This window comes from Pseudovibrio axinellae (assembly GCF_900110875.1).
GTDB classification, from domain to species: domain Bacteria; phylum Pseudomonadota; class Alphaproteobacteria; order Rhizobiales; family Stappiaceae; genus Pseudovibrio; species Pseudovibrio axinellae.
This window is the reverse complement of sequence record NZ_FOFM01000001.1, coordinates 498,232-516,067: the sequence shown is the minus strand read 5'-3', so window position 1 is coordinate 516,067 and position 17,836 is coordinate 498,232. Positions and strand designations below refer to the sequence as shown.

General features: G+C 48.4%; 19 protein-coding genes. 13 read left to right on the top strand and 6 right to left on the bottom strand.

Annotation, left to right across the window (positions count from 1 at the left end):
• Positions 1-12 precede the first annotated feature (12 nt).
• From BMZ51_RS24260 to msrB, 3 genes are all read right to left on the bottom strand, one after another.
• Positions 13-378 carry a hypothetical protein gene (locus BMZ51_RS24260; RefSeq protein ID WP_208979220.1) on the bottom strand — a complete coding sequence of 122 codons (366 nt, stop codon included), beginning with the start codon at positions 376-378 and terminating at the stop codon, positions 13-15.
• A gap of 295 nt (positions 379-673) precedes the next feature.
• A complete protein-coding gene (locus BMZ51_RS02305; RefSeq protein ID WP_068003004.1) occupies positions 674-2,770 on the bottom strand; it encodes a S9 family peptidase in 2,097 nt (698 codons plus the stop codon).
• A 295-nt stretch (positions 2,771-3,065) separates the two neighbouring features.
• A complete protein-coding gene (gene msrB / locus BMZ51_RS02300; RefSeq protein ID WP_068003007.1) occupies positions 3,066-3,473 on the bottom strand; it encodes a peptide-methionine (R)-S-oxide reductase MsrB in 408 nt (135 codons plus the stop codon).
• Between the two features lie 256 nt (positions 3,474-3,729).
• Between msrB and BMZ51_RS02295 the strand changes: the two genes are divergently transcribed.
• The 10 genes from BMZ51_RS02295 (at position 3,730) to BMZ51_RS02250 (ending at position 12,706) form a co-directional block, all read left to right on the top strand.
• Complete coding sequence (locus tag BMZ51_RS02295) at positions 3,730-6,078, top strand: putative monovalent cation/H+ antiporter subunit A (protein ID WP_068003010.1); 2,349 nt, start codon at positions 3,730-3,732, stop codon at positions 6,076-6,078.
• Positions 6,078-6,494 carry a Na+/H+ antiporter subunit B gene (locus BMZ51_RS02290; protein ID WP_068003015.1) on the top strand — a complete coding sequence of 139 codons (417 nt, stop codon included), beginning with the start codon at positions 6,078-6,080 and terminating at the stop codon, positions 6,492-6,494. The genes BMZ51_RS02295 and BMZ51_RS02290 overlap by 1 nt, the downstream gene beginning before the upstream one ends.
• Positions 6,494-6,871 carry a Na+/H+ antiporter subunit C gene (locus BMZ51_RS02285; protein ID WP_068003018.1) on the top strand — a complete coding sequence of 126 codons (378 nt, stop codon included), beginning with the start codon at positions 6,494-6,496 and terminating at the stop codon, positions 6,869-6,871. The genes BMZ51_RS02290 and BMZ51_RS02285 overlap by 1 nt, the downstream gene beginning before the upstream one ends.
• Before the next feature lie 4 nt (positions 6,872-6,875).
• A complete protein-coding gene (locus BMZ51_RS02280) occupies positions 6,876-8,462 on the top strand; it encodes a Na+/H+ antiporter subunit D (protein ID WP_068003022.1) in 1,587 nt (528 codons plus the stop codon).
• The gene (locus BMZ51_RS02275; RefSeq protein WP_068003025.1) at positions 8,459-8,938 is read left to right on the top strand and encodes a Na+/H+ antiporter subunit E; all 480 of its coding nucleotides are present in this window, start codon (positions 8,459-8,461) and stop codon (positions 8,936-8,938) included. The genes BMZ51_RS02280 and BMZ51_RS02275 overlap by 4 nt, the downstream gene beginning before the upstream one ends.
• Positions 8,935-9,288, top strand: a complete 354-nt coding sequence (locus tag BMZ51_RS02270; RefSeq protein WP_068003028.1) for a cation:proton antiporter — start codon at positions 8,935-8,937, stop codon at positions 9,286-9,288. The genes BMZ51_RS02275 and BMZ51_RS02270 overlap by 4 nt, the downstream gene beginning before the upstream one ends.
• Positions 9,285-9,647 carry a monovalent cation/H(+) antiporter subunit G gene (gene mnhG / locus BMZ51_RS02265; RefSeq protein ID WP_082825558.1) on the top strand — a complete coding sequence of 121 codons (363 nt, stop codon included), beginning with the start codon at positions 9,285-9,287 and terminating at the stop codon, positions 9,645-9,647. The genes BMZ51_RS02270 and mnhG overlap by 4 nt, the downstream gene beginning before the upstream one ends.
• A gap of 476 nt (positions 9,648-10,123) precedes the next feature.
• Positions 10,124-10,540, top strand: coding sequence for a Ros/MucR family transcriptional regulator (locus tag BMZ51_RS02260; protein WP_068003031.1), 417 nt, complete (start codon positions 10,124-10,126; stop codon positions 10,538-10,540).
• A gap of 992 nt (positions 10,541-11,532) precedes the next feature.
• A complete protein-coding gene (locus tag BMZ51_RS02255; protein ID WP_082825559.1) occupies positions 11,533-11,976 on the top strand; it encodes a helix-turn-helix domain-containing protein in 444 nt (147 codons plus the stop codon).
• The gene (locus BMZ51_RS02250) at positions 11,960-12,706 is read left to right on the top strand and encodes a DUF6456 domain-containing protein (protein WP_068003037.1); all 747 of its coding nucleotides are present in this window, start codon (positions 11,960-11,962) and stop codon (positions 12,704-12,706) included. The genes BMZ51_RS02255 and BMZ51_RS02250 overlap by 17 nt, the downstream gene beginning before the upstream one ends.
• Here BMZ51_RS02250 and BMZ51_RS02245 read toward each other — a convergent pair.
• A complete protein-coding gene (locus BMZ51_RS02245; RefSeq protein WP_068003040.1) occupies positions 12,675-13,100 on the bottom strand; it encodes a SufE family protein in 426 nt (141 codons plus the stop codon). The two genes, BMZ51_RS02250 and BMZ51_RS02245, sit on opposite strands and share 32 nt — an antisense overlap.
• A 146-nt stretch (positions 13,101-13,246) precedes the next feature.
• A complete protein-coding gene (locus BMZ51_RS02240) occupies positions 13,247-13,831 on the bottom strand; it encodes a DUF5330 domain-containing protein (RefSeq protein WP_068003044.1) in 585 nt (194 codons plus the stop codon).
• Between the two features lie 523 nt (positions 13,832-14,354).
• Between BMZ51_RS02240 and BMZ51_RS02235 the strand changes: the two genes are divergently transcribed.
• Both BMZ51_RS02235 and BMZ51_RS02230 read left to right on the top strand, forming a co-directional pair.
• Positions 14,355-15,236, top strand: a complete 882-nt coding sequence (locus tag BMZ51_RS02235; protein ID WP_068003047.1) for a peptidoglycan-binding domain-containing protein — start codon at positions 14,355-14,357, stop codon at positions 15,234-15,236.
• A gap of 36 nt (positions 15,237-15,272) precedes the next feature.
• The gene (locus BMZ51_RS02230; RefSeq protein ID WP_068003050.1) at positions 15,273-15,644 is read left to right on the top strand and encodes a DUF1491 family protein; all 372 of its coding nucleotides are present in this window, start codon (positions 15,273-15,275) and stop codon (positions 15,642-15,644) included.
• On the opposite strand, the gene BMZ51_RS02225 is transcribed toward BMZ51_RS02230, so the two are convergent.
• Positions 15,633-16,289 carry a hypothetical protein gene (locus tag BMZ51_RS02225; protein ID WP_208979219.1) on the bottom strand — a complete coding sequence of 219 codons (657 nt, stop codon included), beginning with the start codon at positions 16,287-16,289 and terminating at the stop codon, positions 15,633-15,635. The two genes, BMZ51_RS02230 and BMZ51_RS02225, sit on opposite strands and share 12 nt — an antisense overlap.
• Before the next feature lie 642 nt (positions 16,290-16,931).
• Here BMZ51_RS02225 and BMZ51_RS02220 point away from each other — a divergent pair.
• Complete coding sequence (locus BMZ51_RS02220; RefSeq protein WP_068003057.1) at positions 16,932-17,834, top strand: hypothetical protein; 903 nt, start codon at positions 16,932-16,934, stop codon at positions 17,832-17,834.
• The last annotated feature ends 2 nt before the right edge of the window (positions 17,835-17,836 follow it).

The following is a 17,836-nucleotide window of genomic DNA, read 5'->3' as shown; positions in this document are numbered from 1 at the left end:
CAGAGTTTCTTTTTAAAAGGAGCCAAATAATCCTTTGTAGTAACCGTGTTGGCAGCTGGCGCTGCGCGTTAGCTGCAGGTACCCCCTCATGAAATTCAGGTAGGCTTCGCACATTTTTAGTGTTTTGAAGCAAGCAACGCTCGAAATGTTACGGCTGGGATCGCTGAAGTACCCACTGACGAATGCCTGATAGACATTTTCTGCACCATCCTCTTTCACACGTATTCGGCAATCATATTGAGAGCCGTAAATGCGTGGTGCGGAACGTAGGTCATTCGGCAAAAGGTAGTTAAAGGGATAGAGCTTGTTGTTGACCTGAGCAGACGCCGTCGTCGCAAGAAAGACAGCAATCACAATGCAAAAAGCAAAACGGCGCATGAGACTTCCCCTCCTTTTGGTCTTGATTATCCAGAAGCTTAAAGACAAAGAGTTTGGGGAGTTATAACGGCCTTGCAAGACCTGCAAATAAGGTTAAATTAAAGCTACATAGATTAAAAACGATAGCTTTATGTGCCAACTTTTGAAATTATGACCGCGCTTGTTTTTCCGATACACATATCTGATTGGCACCGGTGCTTAGCAAATACGTAAAGTTATTTTTTGCCAATGGGCAGGCGGGTTTTGAAGTAAAAAAGGCGCCTAAACATAAGCGCCCTTTCTCTATTGCCATATTTTAAGAGGCTTTGCCTGTTTGCTTTAAAGCGAAGGCATAAACCAGTGCGACCTCTTTCAGGCGATCAAATCGCCCGGAAGCGCCTCCATGACCCGCATCCATGTTGGTGCGCAGCATCACAAGACTATCATTGGTCTTTTTCTCGCGTAATGTTGCAACCCATTTGGCTGGCTCCCAATAGGTCACACGCGGGTCGGTCAAACCGCCGAGTGCAAAAATAGCTGGGTAGGCTTTGGCTTGCACATTATCAACCGGACTGTAAGACGCAATGTACTGGTACGCAGCTTTGTCACGAATAGGATCGCCCCACTCAGGCCACTCAATGGGCGTGAGCGGCAAGCTGTCATCGAGCATTGTCGTCAGGACATCGACAAAGGGAACTTCAGCAATCATAGCGGAAAAAGATTCTGGGGCCATATTAGCACAGGCTCCCATCAGCATACCGCCGGCTGAACCACCATGGGCAACAATTCGCTCATGAGAGGTGAAACCCTCGTGTACCAAAAACTTTGCTGAAGCAATGAAGTCGTGGAATGTGTTCTTTTTGAACTCACGGCGACCGTTCTTGTACCAGGCGTACCCTTTGTCTTTCCCACCACGGATATGTGCGATTGCATAGACAAACCCACGGTCAACCAGCGACAAGGCATTGGTGGAGAAGCTTGCCGGGATAGAGTGCCCATAGGAGCCATAGCCGTAAAGCAAACAAGGTGCGGTGCCATCCAGAACTGTTGAGCGCTTGTAGAGCAATGAAACAGGCACCAGAGTTCCGTCATGAGAGGGAGCCATTAGGCGGCGTGTAATGTACTCAGAAGCATCATGCCCAGACGGGATCTCTTGGCGCTTGCGCAACACACGGTCTCGAGTGGCAAAGTCATAATCATAGACTTCGCTCGGAGTTGTCATGGACGAGTATATGAAGCTAATGGTTGTTGTGTTGTACTCAAAACCATTAGCAAGACCGAGGCTGTAAGCTTCTTCGTCAAATTCAATGCCGTGCGAAATACCGTCGATGAACCTATGTACAACGATGCGTGGTAGGCCATCAATCCGCTCCAGCCATACCATGTAGTCCTTGTAAACATCGTGCGACAGGATTAGTCGTCCCGGCTGATGATCGATGAGATCCACCCAATGGGTGCGCCCCGGCATGGCCAGTTGTGCGACCAAAGGCACACTTACGATCTTGAAGTCTTCAGCGCCATCAGCATTGGTGAGGATCAGGAGACGATCGCCATTGTCTTCAACTGAATACTCGATACTAGTTTCACGCTGGGCAACAAGACGGGGCTCTGCAAGCGGTTCATCGGCAGGAATTAACCAAACCTCGTTGGTTTCATGATCTCCGGAGCCAATGTAAATAAAACGACCTGATTGTGTTCTTCCTAGGTTTACGAAGAAGCTGGTGTCCTGCTCTTCGTAAACCAGAACGTCATCAGATACGGGCTCGCCCATTTTATGGCGGAATAATTTGGAAGGGCGATGGTTTGCATCCACCTGAACATAAAAGAGGTATTTACCATCCCTAGACCAGACGCCGCCAGCGCTTGTATCAGGAATGGTATCCTCCAGGTCTTTGCCTGAGGATGTATCCCGGACTTTTAGCGTATAATATTCAGAGCCCTTGTCATCAAAAGCCCATGCAAGAAGGCGGTGGTCGTCGCTATGAGAAGCGCCGCCAAACCTGAAATAGGCTTTGCCTTCTGCTTCAAAGTCACCGTCAACGAGGACAATTGCATTACTTCCGTCCCTGTCACTGCGAACGAACTTGGCGTGCTGACCACCTTCAACAAATTTTGTTGCATAAGCATAATCGCCATCTGGGGTCGGTACTGAGCTGTCATCCTCTTTGATGCGTCCCTTCATTTCATCAAAGAGAGTGCTTTGCAGGCCGGACGTATCTTGCATCTCGTCTTGAGTGTAGGCGTTCTCCGCCTCCAAATACTCACGGATGGAAGGATCAAGTACAGCCGGATCGCGCATGACGTCCTGCCAGTTGTCAGCTCGCAGCCACGCATAGGGCTCGTTGCGTGTAATCCCGTGATGAGTTGTTTCAAAGTTGCGCATATCCGCGCGTGGTGGAACTGGTTTTTTCATAGGGCCTGACTGGGTTTGCACGTGTGGTTTTGAGAGTTGAATATCATCAAATCTGCATTTTATGGAACGACTGGAGTAAAGCCAGTTCCAGTTTCAAACTTTACCATTAAAAGTGTGCGATGTTTTAAAGCGACAAATGGGTCACCTGAGACTTTCAGCGCAATACTAATGCGTTCACATGAACTTCGCAGTGAAGCAGATAATATTGTTTCAGTGTAGTTTCAGGTTTTCTTCCACAGCTTCAAAACGTCGCTTTTTCACATCGCGGTATCACTTAGGCTCGTTGTCACGAACACTACTCATCGGGCAGGAATGTCATCGAAGTACCATTCATGCAGTAGCGAAGTCCTGTTGGCGGCGGTCCATCTGGGAAAACGTGTCCAAGGTGGCCTCCACAATTTGTGCAGCATATTTCAGTCCGTTCAACACCCAGTGTGGTGTCACGGTGTTCAGTTACAGCGTCTGGTGAGACGGCTTCAAAGAAACTCGGCCAACCACAGCCCGCATCAAATTTAGTGTCTGATTTGAATAGTTTAGACTGACATCCTGCACAGCTATATGTGCCTGTTTCAAACGTATTCCAATAGGGACCGGTAAAGGCGCGTTCTGTGCCTTTACCCCTTAGGATACGAAACTGCTCTGGAGGGAGTTTCTCCCGCCACTCAGCCTCAGTCATGTCCTTAGGTGATTTTTTGTTAAACATGATAGAAATCCTTATTCAACGTACTTAATGGTAGGACCATGTTAAGTTTACAAAGACATAAACAAAAGCAGATGCCTTTAAGGCAGCTTACATATAGGTGGGGTTAGAGTTGAATAAAACCTGACAAAACTAGAATGTGATGATCTTGCCCCGCATAAGCGGGCACATTATGTCTTTGGTGTGATCGGGGGCGCGTGCTTGGCAAATTCGACTCGGTCTTATCGATACAACCACGAAATTAGTCACGGAGTGCTATATGCCTTTATTCGGTGTCGAGGCAACATTCTGGGCATTATTAAGCCCGTTTGTCGCTGCTGCGCTTAGCCCCATTTTGGCAAAGACTCTGAAACACAATGCGTCATGGATTTTAGCTGTAATTCCTGCATTGGCTTTCTTGCAGTTTCTTTCATTTGTACCTGGCATTGCAGAGGGGCAAACATTTAAGGCAAGTTTGGAGTGGGTTCCCACCTTTAACGTAAATTTTTCGATTTACCTTGATGGTCTATCCGTCCTTTTTGCACTCCTAATTTCTGGCATTGGTACGCTTATCGTACTGTATGCTGGCGGTTATCTCAAAAACCACGAAAACTTCGGGCAATTCCTGTCGTTTCTCTTCCTGTTTATGGGCGCTATGCTCGGCGTTGTGGTCGCCGACAACATCATTACCTTGTTTGTCTATTGGGAGTTGACGTCTATCACGTCCTTCCTTTTGATTGGGTTTGACCACTTGCGTCGCTCCTCTCGCCGTTCCGCGATTCAAGCGCTCGTCGTCACTGGTGGTGGTGGGCTAGCATTGATGGCTGGTTTGCTTCTGGCTGGTTTTGCAGGCGGTAGCTTTGAGATGAGCGAGCTGATCAACTCAGGCGATGTGCTGCGAGAAAGTCCGTATTACACCGCAATCTTCATCCTGGTTTTGCTCGGTGCCTTCACAAAGTCCGCTCAGTTTCCGTTCCACTTCTGGCTTCCAAATGCGATGGAAGCCCCAACGCCAGTATCTGCTTACCTGCACTCCGCAACCATGGTCAAAGCCGGTGTATACTTGCTCATGCGGATGCACCCAGTGCTTGGCGATACAGAACTTTGGATGACGGTTCTACCGATTTTCGGCGGCCTGACACTTCTCGTTGGCACCATCCTTGGTCTCCGCCAAACCGATCTTAAACTCGTTCTAGCCTACTCAACTGTCGCCTCACTTGGCTTGCTCGTGATGCTGACGGGCACATCAGACCCGATCGCTATTCAGGGCGCAGTTGCCTACCTGTTTGCGCACTCGCTCTTCAAAGGCTCGCTGTTTATGGTGGTCGGAACTGTAGACCATGAAGCAGGCACCCGAGATCTTAACCGCGTCGGTGGGCTTTTCTTTGCTATGCCGATCACGGCAATTGCAGCAGTTCTTTCCGCGCTTTCAATGGCTGGCATACTTCCGCTTATCGGCTTTGTTGCAAAAGAAGTTCTTTATGACGGCACGTGGCACATCGTGAATGGTGGGTTATGGACGGCTGTCGCCGTGCTTGGTAATGCGATGATGTTTGCCATGGCAGCAACTGTCGCGTGGAAGCCGTTCTTTGGAACGAAGGTGAAAACGCCAAAGCAAGCTCATGAGGGTTCTATTCTGCTCATTGCAGGTGCGGTCACACTCGCGGTTCTTGGTTTGCTAGCAGGCATCTTTGTAGCTTCAGTTGGGCACCAACTACTTTCGCCGATGACCTCCGCTGTCCTCGGTATTCCATTCGATGAAGAAATGCATCTGATCCCAACGTACTTATCGCCAGCGCTCTATCTGTCGATGACAACGTTCGCCCTTGGTATCTTGGTCTTCATGTATATGGACAAACTTCGTGCATTGATCGCCGATGCATTGCGTGTGATCGGTTGGGGGCCCGACAAAGGGTTTGACCAGACACTTGATCTAATCATTCGGTTTGGGACTACTCTGACACAAGCCATCCAGACAGGCAGTATGGTGACATATATGCGTGCGACCTTCTCGGTGATTGCGCTGATGTTGTTCATACCAATGATCCTCACTGGTAACTGGCCGGTTCTGGAAGGTCTGGGCAGTTTGTACGCTTATGAATGGTTCATCACAGCAATCGTTGTCATTGGTGTCTATGCCGTGCTGACTGCCCGTTATCGGGTAACTGCCATTGTGTTACTGGGTATTCAGGGGTTCGCTGTTGCCTTGATCTACCTGCTCTTTGGAGCACCTGATCTGTCCTTCACCCAATTCATGGTCGAAACTCTTTCAGTTGTGATCTTGGCTTTGGTAATGACGCGATTGAACCTGAAGCCAACAGACGCCCGTTCTCTCCGTGGCAAAGTCTTTGATATCAGTCTGTCAGTTCTTTGCGGTGCGGGCATCAGCATGTTGCTGATGTCAGTTGTGCAGCTGCCGTTTGATGCGACACTTTCTGAGTTCTTCACGCAATATAGCCGCAGCGTCGCTCATGGACGTAACATTGTGAACGTTATTCTCGTTGATTTCCGTGGCTTTGATACCATCGGTGAAATCTCCGTTGTGATGGTCACCGGACTGGCGGTACTTGCACTCATAAGAGTACGTCCTAAATCAAATGGAACTTCAAATACGGAGAAAAATCGCTAATGAATACGCTTATATTCAGAACGGTCGCTCCGTACTTATCTGCGTTGATGCTCTTGTTCTCAGTCTTCGTACTTCTGCGCGGCCATAATGAGCCGGGCGGTGGGTTCATCGGAGGTTTGATCGCTGTATCTGCCTTTGCAATCTATGGTATTGCCTGTGGCGTTTCTGCAGTGCGCCGTGCCATGAAGTATCACCCAATGTCGATTGCTGCATCGGGCTTGCTGCTTGCTGTTCTGTCAGTGATGCCCAGCATTTTTCTTGGGCAGTCCGCTATGACAAGTCAGTGGCTGGCTGTTCCCTTTTTAGGCACTGTGATCGATCTCTCAACGCCATTGTTTTTTGATATTGGTGTGTATCTGGTTGTTGTCGGGGCGATTTCGTCGATCGCTCTTTCTCTGGAAGAAAGGGCAGATTAATGGAAACGCTTTTCTCTATGTTGGTTGGGATCCTCTTCGCAGGGTCCATCTATCTTCTGCTTTCACGTAAATTGGTAAGAATCCTGCTTGGTATTGCGATTCTGGGCAATGCGGTGAACCTTTTAATATTCACAGCTGGCAGGCTCACACGCGATGTGCCACCAATTATCCCGGTCAACAATTACCTCCCTTTAGAGGCGACTGCTAATCCATTGCCTCAGGCCCTGGTACTGACTGCAATCGTGATCTCCTTCTCTTTCCTGGCGTTCTTTTTGGTCCTCGGGTACCGAGCCTATCAAGAATTGGGAACGGATGATTTGCTGGAGATGCGTGTCGCAGAACCGAAAGAACACTATGAACCGCCGCTGGGGTATTAAGTAGATGGCTGCAACGAAACCTGCAATTGATATGACAGCAGCGATGGTGACTGAGGCTGTGCCTCTCGCAGACTGGCTCTTGGTTGCTCCAATCCTACTCACGATGACAGGTGGTGCTCTTGCGATCATTTTTCGTAAGAAACCAGCAACCCAACCCTGGATCGCAATCGCAGTTATATCGCTCGTGGTCTTTTCCAACATCGCCTTGTTGAACCATGTGCTCACCAATGGCGTTGTGACAATGGTGATGGGCAGCTGGCCCCCGCCGTTTGGGATCGCGTTTACTGCTGATCCTCTTGGCGCACTGCTAGCCCTGATGGCTTCGATTGCAACGCTCTGCGTGGCAGTGTTTGCAATGGACTCTATCGCAACAAATGAGCGGCGCTATGGGTTCTATCCTTTCCTATTGATGCTCTTGTGCGGTGTGACGGGAGCATTTCTGACTGGCGATATCTTCAACCTCTACGTTTGGTTCGAAGTATTGTTGATCTCGTCCTTCGGTATGCAGATCCTGGGCAACGAAAAAGTGCAAATCGACGGTGCGGTCAAGTACGCGGTGTTGAATCTGATCGCGACGACACTGTTCTTGGCCGCAACAGGTTTGCTCTATGGGCTGGTCGGCACATTGAACATGGCAGACATAGCCATCAAGGTTCAGGCTCTTGATGGTTCAGGGCCTGTGCTTGGTCTGGCAGCACTGTACTTTCTTGCCTTTGCGATGAAAGCGGCGGCCTTTCCGGTCAACTTCTGGCTTCCTGCCTCGTATCACACACCGCGATTGGTGGTGGCTGCGATCTTTGCAGGGCTTCTGTCAAAGGTTGGCGTGTATGCGTTGCTCAGAGTCATGGTTCTCCTGATGCCTGAGGGTAGAGACTGGCTGTCCTCATTAATTGGATTGGTTGCAATCGCGACAATGTTGACGGGTTCCTTGGGGGCGTTGGCTCAAACAGATATTCGCCGTTTAATGGGATACCTAGTGATTGCTGGAATTGGCGCAATGTTGGCAGGTATTGCCGTTGGCAATGAGGCGGCCATTTCTGGCGCAATCTTCTATGCGATGCATTCAGTGCTAATCATGACCGCGCTTTATCTTCTGGTCGCTTTCATGTTCCAAATCAGTAGTACATTTTCCCTGCGAGAAATCGGAGGGCTCTATGTACGCAGCCCAATGGGGGCTGCTATTGGGCTTGTTCTTTTGCTGGGCGTTGCGGGCTTGCCTCCATTTTCCGGCTTCTGGGCAAAGCTGCTGCTTGTCGCTGGAGCGCTTGAAGCCGGTCGTGGTTGGGTTGTTGCAGGCCTGCTTGTGTCCGGTTTGCTGTCCACTCTTGCTGTTGGACGTTTATGGATCTTTGCTTTCTGGCGGGGAGGGAACGAGCATACGGTAGATGGCATTCAGGCTCTTCCTATTGCTGGAAGCGCTGAGCCCAAGGAAATATCGTTGACGATCTGGTTGCCCTTGGTGGCGTTGACAGGGCTCATTGTCCTGATCGGTGTATTTCCAGAAGGTATGATGTCTGTGTCTGACTATGGAGCCAAAACGCTGCTTGATCCATCAACCTATATAGCTTCTGTATTTGGAGGCACCCAATGAATAAGATGGTTTTTCTCATGAACCTGCTGCTTGCAGCAGCTTGGGGTGCGATTACGGGTTCATTCTCACCGCTCAATTTGTTCTTCGGGTTTATTCTGGCAAGCATTAGCCTATTTTTGATCCGTGAGCAGATTGCCTATCGAGAGTACTTGCAAAGGGGCGGTAAGGTTGTGGTTCTTGCTGCAAGCTTCTTCCTTGAACTGGTGGTTTCCTCATGGCGTGTGTTGATGATTGTGATCAGGCCAAAGATCCAACTTCGCCCCGCTATCATCGCAGTGCCTCTTACTGTGACAGAGGACTTTGAAATCACTTTGCTTGCAAACATGGTCACCCTGACGCCCGGAACACTTTCCGTTGATGTTTCGGAGGACAGGAAAGTTCTGTTTGTGCATTGTCTTGATGTGCCAAGCCCAGATGAGACGGTTGATGGCATCAAAAATGGCTTTGAGCGTCAGATTATGGAGGCGTTTCGATGAACGAATTTGAAGAATTTGCAGCTTCCTTTCTGTATGGCTGCGTGAGCATAGCGCTCTTTCTACTCGGACTCACTTTTTTGATGATTGTTTACCGCATTATCAAAGGGCCCACGTTGCCAGATCGGATCGTTGGTCTTGATCTGCTGGTGGTCGTCGCGATCGGGTTGATTGCCACGGTCGGCGTAGGGTCAAGCTATACTCTCTATATTGATATCTCGCTGGCGCTTGGACTTGTCGGATTTCTAGCAACAGTGGCGTTTGCTCGCTTTATTCTAAATCGAGGGCAGGCCAAGGACTTTATCATTATGCAGGAAGTTAAAAAATCTGACAGTTTGGAGGGGCCGGAATGATGACAGCAATCGTTTCCATCCTAACCGGAATTATGCTCATTATCGGAGCAGTTTTTGCAGCTGGGGCAGCGCTGGGCATTAATCGCCTCCCAGACGTCTATACCCGTATGCACGCCGCTTCTAAAGCAGGAACATTAGGCTCAGGCCTGATGGTTCTTGCATTGGGTTTGTATTCACAAGAATGGGATCAGTTTATGCGCGCTGTCGCGACACTGTGCTTCATCTTGTTGACAGCTCCGGTATCCGCTCACCTTATCGCCAGAGCGGCATATGTGGTGGGCTATAAGCCATGCAAAGAGACAGAGGTGGATGCTCTGAGTGTCATCAAGAAGACAGATGAACATCACTTGCAGCAATAACATGTCGTTTGCAGCCATGTTACTTGGCTTTTCGCGCAGGAAGTATAGGAAAAATTATCGACAATGACCTTTGGGAAGGCGCTCGACTATAGACTCAGTTTGATAGGGAACGCCCTCCCAATAGCACAATACATGGTACCGGCACGTTCTTGTGCCTGTACATAAAAACAAGCAGTCATTCTAGTTTATTTCTATGATTTCTCAAGATTGCAGGAAGTCTGTAAGGTCCTTCTAAATTACGATGCACAAAAAACCATAGTAAATCTCCGTTTGCCTGTCGAATTTAACTTGTTATCCTTATGTCCTGTCTCTATAAAAGCCCCCTATGGTTTTTGCTTGTTTAGAGTCGAAGCTTGGCCGAGATAACTCTCAGCTAAGATAAGTATGGATCAAACACTCGATCTTCGGATTTAAGTATTGGTCTGGTAAAACAAGCGCACGATTGAAATGTAGATCCACAAGAAAACAGGTTTGTGATGAGCGAGATCCCTGCAGATAACAATTTGATGGAACTAACTGCTGATATCGTGTCAGCTTATGTTGGTAATAATACTGTGGCCTCCGCTGATTTGCCTGTGCTGATCAACGACGTTTACGTCGCTTTGCAGAAAACAAGCGGTGATCTGTCCGAGCCGGAACCAGAGCCACTTAAGCCAGCGGTACCAGTTAAGAAGTCTGTTACGAATGACTACATCATCTGCCTTGAAGATGGTAAGAAGTTTAAGTCCTTGAAGCGTCATTTGCGGACGCATTACGATATGACCCCTGAAGAATATCGTGAGAAGTGGGGGCTGCCGTCAGACTACCCAATGGTTGCTCCGCATTATGCGGCTGCTCGTTCTGAGCTTGCTAAGAAAATGGGTCTTGGCCAGCAGCGGAAACGCGGTAAGTAATTACTGGACTTACCCTATGAAAAACCAGTCTCATTTGAGGCTGGTTTTTTTTATCCCCATTCCATGAAAACTTTTTCCCAATGTATCGATGAATTCCCCTAAGGAATTACTTTCCTGTGAGTCCATTCAAAGTCTCTCAATTCGAGCGGGGTTGAGAGTTTGCATGAATGTGAGTGCAGGCCATCCTGGTGATTTTTTTATGCGGTTACATAAGTTTGTTTTGTCGGCCACTACGGTGCGCTCGAAAGATGCAAATGTTCCTGTGTAAATGTATGCGTTGTCGTCTTACACTGCACACGCTCAAATTTACTGATCAATAATCACGTGCAATAGAAGTTGAAGCCACTTACCCGCGTATATCAAAGCCCGTAATACTCCAGCTTACAACACTTGCTAGATATACAGAGATTTCTCTCCTCAGCTGAGCTGCAAAGCATCCAGCCTTTTTCCAATAAATCATATCCGAACTGAAACTGTAGTCTAAACTTGGTTGCTGCTCCTAGGTTTCTAAACTCCTGCGCACTTATCAGTTAAAGAAACACTCTGAGCATCGACGAGTACGATCCTTGGAAGGCTCCCAGGTGCCAGTGTCAATCAGGCTCTATTCATCAGAGCTTTAAGCGCAGTGGGCTCTTGGTAGCCTGGCCACCGCAGTGTTTACGGAAGGTAGAGCGCTGGAGCTTCAAAACGTAGTACCTGTAGCAAGTACGCTCCAATAAATGCTAATCGGTTGTGTGAACAAGCCAGCCGAGCGAAGCGTCTTGCAATTCAATATGAAGTTCAAAAGTAAGCTGGAAAATGTAAGTGAAGCCGCCTTCTCAGTACTGCAAGGCGCACATAAACATGGTCTCAAAACTCTAAAATAGAACCCTTTGTTTAGAAGAATTTATGCTTTGTCGGCGCTGCCTTTCAATCTTATCCCCCACCCGGATCGCAAGGGCAACAATCAGTTGTTCTACGACGAAAACCGATCAGTTCATTGGAGTAATTTAATGCCAAGATTATCCGAGGGGAGGATGAATGAAATGTGTGGCGATCCGCATTTGGGTTCTTCAGGTCATCCCTCACAGCTGCACAGGCCATTGTCTGCGGTGGATTGGATGGCCACGGGCCGTGTTGCACTTGCATTTGGGTTAAAGCCAGAAGACCTTCACTCTGCCTCACGTGGTTTTGCAAATGTAGCGCGTGCGCGACAAGTCTCTATGTATATTCTGCACGTCTGCATGGGGCTCACCTTATCGCAGTCAGCTGCCGTTTTCGGCCGTGACCGGACAACAGCTGCTCACGCCTGCAAGGTTGTGGAAGATCTGAGAGAGGATCCTGAGTTCGATGCTGTCCTTTCAGAAATTGAAGGCCAATTATCTGCGTCACTGACCAGCGCCCGCATGTGTTGTCCTTTAACAGCAGGAGGGCAGGCTGATGCATTTTCAGCATAAAGGCGGAATCTCTGAAATTGACCTGATCTCACTTTGCAGGAAGCTTGCAGGCAGAAATCGAAACCTAGTGGCGACTTCCAACAATAAGTCTACTTTAACCTATGCGCTCTCACGCTCTCTTATCAAACACAGTAAGTCAGGTTACGCACTTACATCCCAGGGGAAGGTATGGCTTAAGCAAAAGCTGAGTGATGGCTCCCACGAAATACCAAGAATACACGATCGGCCTGAGGCGTTTGGAACCTCCGCAGAAGGACCACTTGCTTGGCTAAGGAGGAGAAAAGACAAGTCTGGGGAGGCTTATATCTCCAAAAGTCAATTTGAAGCGGGAGAGCGCCTGAGGGAGGATTTTACCTACGCCCAACTTTGGGGAACCGTGAAGTCAAATTGGCGCAGCGAGCAAAGCGTCCAATCTACTTCGAAAATCGATGGCGTAACGGACAGTGTTTATGATGCCAGGCAACGGCTTCAAAATGCACTGTCTGCAGTTGGGCCTGAGCTTTCTGGAACACTGCTTGATGTTTGCTGTTTTCTAAAATCTTTGAAAGAGGTGGAAGGCGAGCGGCAATGGCCCCAAAGAACCGCAAAGATCGTGCTGGGATTGGGGCTGGATCGGTTAGCCGATCACTATGTGTCCCCGCGTTCATATGCGGTGGGGCCAGCAAACTCAGAGATAACGAGCTGGCAAGCTGAGACCTCTAAGACAGCGCCGCAGACGCATCGTTCTTAATGCGTTGAACCATAGAGCTTAAGCCATTTGAGCGCTGTGGTGTAAGGTGTTCTTTGAGTCCGATTTTGCTGAAAATACTCTCAATATCGGTCTCAAGGATCTCTTTGGCAGGGACGCCGGAGTATTGCGCAAGAACGATAGCAACAAGGCCGCGCACGATGTGTGCATCGCTGTCACCCTTATAAAAGAGGATCGGGCCTTTTTCCGTATTATTTTGAATTACTTTAGAAAGCCAGACCTGAGAAACACAACCATGAACGCGGTTTTCTTCAATACGTTCATCATCGTTCAGTGGTTCTAGCTCTCTTCCCAGCTCAATGACATAGCGATAGCGGTCTTCCCAGTCTTCGAGAAATTCAAAGCCTTCTAGAATCTCGGCGATCGCAGTGGTCATAATACTAATCTTTCACTCAGGATTTTGAATGCGTTTCTATCGCGCTTGCTCTTCTGGAGCAATACGAATGGGTCCAATTTATAAAACAGCCCACACTCCTTGCAGAAGTACAGGCTAAATAAATGCAAACGAAAAATGTGTTGGTTTCAATTTCCGCCAAGATAAAGCGGATTGGGCCGCGGCACAGGAACACGTGCAAAGGGTGTTGCGTAGGTTGGCTGTGTCTCGTCAAAAAGGTTCTGTGTTACGCGATCCTCAGCAGTACGCGGAGAGTCTTGTTGGCCCTGGCTAAGCTGCCAAGGAATTTGGCGATCAGTCGAAGTCAGTGCTCCGGAGTAAACTAGATCCTCGGCTGCATTATCTAAGCGAGGGAGGATCTGACCAGACGCAACCTCATCAAATGGAATGGTTTCAAGTGTGTCTTGCGCCGAAGGGTAAGATGCAATTTGAGTGGGTTGAGCCTCATCGTTCTCACCATCGTTCAAATAGGTATAGGTCAACCTTGCAGCTTCCTTCGCTTTCAGGCCAACCAGCTTAATAATTGAGCCACCCATCTCGCAGGCATTTGGATTGCGGCCACAAAATCCGCTCAGGTCCCGAATAGTGGACTGCGCTGCCAGATAAACCTGAACAACACCAATCGTGGGCGTATCGTCGTCGCTTCCAGTCCCAATTGGCAGCAGAAGGAGAATAAGCCCGACCCAAAATGTGGTTCTAAGCAAGAAGTACATTGGTTTTGCCCGTTGGTTTCAAAGACAGTGAACTGGCTGGTGATTTTGTGTAACCGCTTAACTTATTGAAACTATAGGCTTTAGGGTCAAATATACCATATATTGTTCTCACTAAAATTGAATCAAATTTTATCTAAATAAGGAAGTCTCTGAATTGTTGAGCGATTTGGCCATTCAAAGAGCTATGGAGAAACTTGGTTATAATTAACAGTGAGTAAAGCATGCTCTCTTCCGACGCGAGTGTTTTCCAGAGTGGTTGGTCTAGTGACCTTCGTGGTTTTAAACTTAATGGCAGATAAGAGAATTTTTAAACATAAACTGCTAAAAGCAGAAGCGTTGGAAAGTTGGAAGCTAGAATGGACTAATGCAGTTTTTTGGTGGTTCTTGGTGCGTAGCTGCCTATTGCAAGTGGACTTGATAAGAGGAGAACGGTATCTCTAACTCCTCAGCAAGACACCAGTTAGAATTGTTAATGACTGGCAAATAGATAGATACGTGCAAGCGTCGTAAGGGGTAGTGCTTGATGGTGGGGCGGAAGCCAAACAGCAACAATGCAAGAAAAGGTGAAAGCACCCAAAAGTTTGGGGGGCCTCAGCCTGATGGCGAATACCATATGCATGTGCACTACGACGATGATGGCGTGTTTTACGAGGATGAAGTTGATCACGCGGCTGTCGCGGAGGCGGCCTCCAAAAAGCCAGCTCGTGTCGGAAAGCGATCCACACTGGTTATATTGGCATTTGTAGGAATGGGGTCTCTGATCGCAGTCAACGCGGCTTTCCTGCAGGAGACGAAGCACCCTTCGCCAATGATTGTAACGCGTGCCTCGCACACTCAGTTGGATAGCTCAGCACTCGTCAAGGCAACTCAGCGCTTGCAGCGTCAAGAACTGGTAGCTGAGGTGCAAAGAGAATTACGGCGCTTAGGTATTTATCCGGGAAGTTTGGATGGTCAATTTGGTCCGGCGACCGAACGAGCTGTTCGAGCCTATCAACGTAAAAAGGCGATGGTGGAAACCGGGCTGGTGACTGAGGCTTTGCTTGCGCTTTTGACGATGGACTTTAGCGCTGCTCCAGCTTCACCAAGCAGTAATACAGACAGAGATTCAGGTAACGAGATCCCAATCCCGCGGGCAAGCCCAGAAGAAATCGCGGCGTTAACTCAAGGTGGCTCTCACCTCGTGCAACCTATCGAGCAAACAAATGAATTAACGGAACGTATCAAGCGAATGCAGCAGACATTAGCGAGCTTGGGATACGGACCGCTTACGATTGATGGGATTCCTGGAGACGAAACCGCGCTGGCAATTAGAGCATTTCAACGAGATAATGCGCTCCCAGTAGACGGTAAAATGAGTGAAGCTCTGATCTCCAAGCTGGCAGGTGTCAGCGGCACGCGTATTTGATCACTCAGCTATGTCGGAATTAAAAGAAAGAAACTGATGCGGGTAACATCTGAATTCTGGGTCGCTGCCTACACACGCCGCTGCTTTGCTGAAGGTGCTTTCGCTGGTGTGCGTCGCAAAGGCGCGCAAGAGGCTGGCGCTATCTTCATCATCGTTGATCGTTTGGACACGACCTTTGATTTTTATGGTCCTGCACCTCAATCGTTCTTTGATCAGGAGAAGCCGCAGGACCGTGAATTTGAATGTCTGTTGGAAAAAGCAACAAGAGAGGACATCGAAGCCAAGATCCAACGTGAAGAGCGGATGGACCCTGACTTTTGGGTTGTTGAGATCGAAGACAAAGAGGCGCGATGTTTTCTCTCGCTTCCCAAAGAACCAGGCCCCAACGATCTGTTTTCAGGCTTTTAAGCTAGCTAAGTGTTGAGTGGCAGTCGCTTCTCTTAAATGTGGTGCGCTCTGAGCTTTAAGTTCATGTACGCAAGTTTTACTTGCTTCAATAATCGCGTGATAGCGGGAAACAGGGGTTATTTTCGTCCAGCTCACGATGAGATCCTGCGCCACTTGAGGACTGACGCTTGCGGCAGCTTTTTGCAGGTCTCTCATTTGATTTATATTGAGAAGTGTTCCCCAAAACCGGACAAGCAATTGATCTAATAACCGGGATTTAAAGCCAAGCCCAACAAGTATGACAATAAACCCATCAGGCGATGAGTGTGTGAAGCACTGATGGACTTGCTCAATTGTTAGGCCGCTGGCATTGGCAAGCTCGCTTACCATGCTTAGGTGTCCGTATTTCAGGGCATTGACGGTGAGATCCTGACATTCCTTAGGAGACAATTGAGGAAGGGATCGTTCCATACATAAGTGGAAGGCCTGCATTTGGCGAAGTACAGAAAACGATGAAATTGGAGTACTTTCCAAAAAACTCCTGATCAGATCCTCGGGCGCTTTCTCAGCAACCCTAACGGCGTTGATAGAGCCGAACTCAGTTCTCGAATGCTGTTTTACGTACTTTGCAATCGTCTGGTCATGGTCTTTTGCAAGTGCTTTCATAACGGTTCGTGGCGCATGAGTGAGCGGGCATAAGAGGTGCGCTACTTTCATGCGACTAGCGACGCAGACAGATGAAAGGTGCTGCAAGGCTAACTCTCCATACATGCGAGTACGTGCGTAGGAGTGCCCCGATTGTGCGAATGCCTCCGTTGCTGCAACCAAAAAATGAGATCTGTCGTCCATGTGTGTAGGCACCTGTATATATAAACCGATGACTCAGAGATGCTATCAATATCGCCATAAATACGGACGACTTTTATACCATAGAGCAGAATTACTACCTAAATTTAAAGGGAATTGCTTTACATGTCATTAACTGAAACTCCGCTTAACTACTAAAAGGAATTATTGAGCAGCAAACTGCAAATGTGCCAGAGGATAGACAATGGGTACGCTTCATGATCTTGTTACTGAAAGGTCCCGCAGACAGCCTGTGCAATTAAGGCGTGCCTATTCCAAACGTGCTTCATCTGCTCAAATACATCTTTTCCCAGGGGTCCATAAAATGCCGACGGATGCAGCTTGTTGCAATCGGATTGGTATTATTCGTGTGGTAGAAGATCACTCGGAATACGAGAGGGACTAGCATCCTACGTTTTTTGCCTGTATTTCACATAGCTGTGAGCAGCGGGATTGTGAGAAATGGGCAAGCGAGAGCAGACAGAATTGAAAAGGGCAGGTTCAACCTGTTTTGAGAAAATTCGCGGTGCACCTTGCGCAGGTCAGCAATTCAAGCCGAGTTGTTCATTCGCCGCTTCTGTGTTGGTTGTCTGTTCGATTACTCTTATGCTGGGTGCTTGCTCTAGGCCGACAGGAGACTTCGGGAGAGTAAAGCCAAATATCCTGCATGACCGCATAGCGCAAGATATGGGCATTCTTTACCGCTATTCGCAAAAGCAGGATGTATCCAACCTCAATCAAACAGATCAGGAAAAAGAACTCAGAGGACGTGGGTGGGCGCTCGTTGTTCCGCCAGCCTCGGAGGACTGGATTGGTGCAAATAAGGCTCAGTTACAGCGACAGGGCTTCCTGAAAGATCCTTATGCTGCGATCGATATTAGCAGCTATTACGTTTTCCTTCGCTCCGACAAATATCGCTCTAGCGAGACGCGCTATGCGCGCGTTATTCATGATATGAAGAGTGATCAAAAACTTCTGCTGCCATTTTGTAAAATTGCCCGTCAGGTTCTTGTAAGCGACCATGAACGCTTAGGTGCCTTAAACCGTCAGGTTGATGTGGATCCGCAGTTTTCGATGGGAGTAAAGGCGCGGGTTAAGGAGAATAAAGCCTTCTTAGACTGGGTCTTGAGTGCAACAGGACATCGCCTCCAAGCCTATCAAATTGCGATCAATGCGCTGGAAGTTGAAACGCCGTCTGCAGAAAAAATCTGGGATGCGAGCAAAGCATATGAGCTGCTCCGCCGTACCTATGAAGACTTGCCATCAAAATGCTTTGAGAGTGTACAGCGGCCAGTCGAGATTGCGACCACACGATCGCGTATCTTTACTGGATGGGGCTTTGAAGAGCCTGTTCCTCAAAAGTGACA

Excerpts from the sequence above, each read along its gene's own strand:
- BMZ51_RS24260 (WP_208979220.1), bottom strand. The coding sequence starts at position 378 with ATGCGCCGTTTTGCTTTTTGCATTGTGATTGCTGTCTTTCTTGCGACG.
- BMZ51_RS02305 (WP_068003004.1), bottom strand. The coding sequence starts at position 2,770 with ATGAAAAAACCAGTTCCACCACGCGCGGATATGCGCAACTTTGAAACA.
- msrB (WP_068003007.1), bottom strand. The coding sequence starts at position 3,473 with ATGTTTAACAAAAAATCACCTAAGGACATGACTGAGGCTGAGTGGCGG.
- BMZ51_RS02295 (WP_068003010.1), top strand. The coding sequence starts at position 3,730 with ATGCCTTTATTCGGTGTCGAGGCAACATTCTGGGCATTATTAAGCCCG.
- BMZ51_RS02290 (WP_068003015.1), top strand. The coding sequence starts at position 6,078 with ATGAATACGCTTATATTCAGAACGGTCGCTCCGTACTTATCTGCGTTG.
- BMZ51_RS02285 (WP_068003018.1), top strand. The coding sequence starts at position 6,494 with ATGGAAACGCTTTTCTCTATGTTGGTTGGGATCCTCTTCGCAGGGTCC.
- BMZ51_RS02280 (WP_068003022.1), top strand. The coding sequence starts at position 6,876 with ATGGCTGCAACGAAACCTGCAATTGATATGACAGCAGCGATGGTGACT.
- BMZ51_RS02275 (WP_068003025.1), top strand. The coding sequence starts at position 8,459 with ATGAATAAGATGGTTTTTCTCATGAACCTGCTGCTTGCAGCAGCTTGG.
- BMZ51_RS02270 (WP_068003028.1), top strand. The coding sequence starts at position 8,935 with ATGAACGAATTTGAAGAATTTGCAGCTTCCTTTCTGTATGGCTGCGTG.
- mnhG (WP_082825558.1), top strand. The coding sequence starts at position 9,285 with ATGATGACAGCAATCGTTTCCATCCTAACCGGAATTATGCTCATTATC.
- BMZ51_RS02260 (WP_068003031.1), top strand. The coding sequence starts at position 10,124 with ATGAGCGAGATCCCTGCAGATAACAATTTGATGGAACTAACTGCTGAT.
- BMZ51_RS02255 (WP_082825559.1), top strand. The coding sequence starts at position 11,533 with ATGCCAAGATTATCCGAGGGGAGGATGAATGAAATGTGTGGCGATCCG.
- BMZ51_RS02250 (WP_068003037.1), top strand. The coding sequence starts at position 11,960 with ATGCATTTTCAGCATAAAGGCGGAATCTCTGAAATTGACCTGATCTCA.
- BMZ51_RS02245 (WP_068003040.1), bottom strand. The coding sequence starts at position 13,100 with ATGACCACTGCGATCGCCGAGATTCTAGAAGGCTTTGAATTTCTCGAA.
- BMZ51_RS02240 (WP_068003044.1), bottom strand. The coding sequence starts at position 13,831 with ATGTACTTCTTGCTTAGAACCACATTTTGGGTCGGGCTTATTCTCCTT.
- BMZ51_RS02235 (WP_068003047.1), top strand. The coding sequence starts at position 14,355 with ATGGTGGGGCGGAAGCCAAACAGCAACAATGCAAGAAAAGGTGAAAGC.
- BMZ51_RS02230 (WP_068003050.1), top strand. The coding sequence starts at position 15,273 with ATGCGGGTAACATCTGAATTCTGGGTCGCTGCCTACACACGCCGCTGC.
- BMZ51_RS02225 (WP_208979219.1), bottom strand. The coding sequence starts at position 16,289 with ATGAAAGCACTTGCAAAAGACCATGACCAGACGATTGCAAAGTACGTA.
- BMZ51_RS02220 (WP_068003057.1), top strand. The coding sequence starts at position 16,932 with ATGGGCAAGCGAGAGCAGACAGAATTGAAAAGGGCAGGTTCAACCTGT.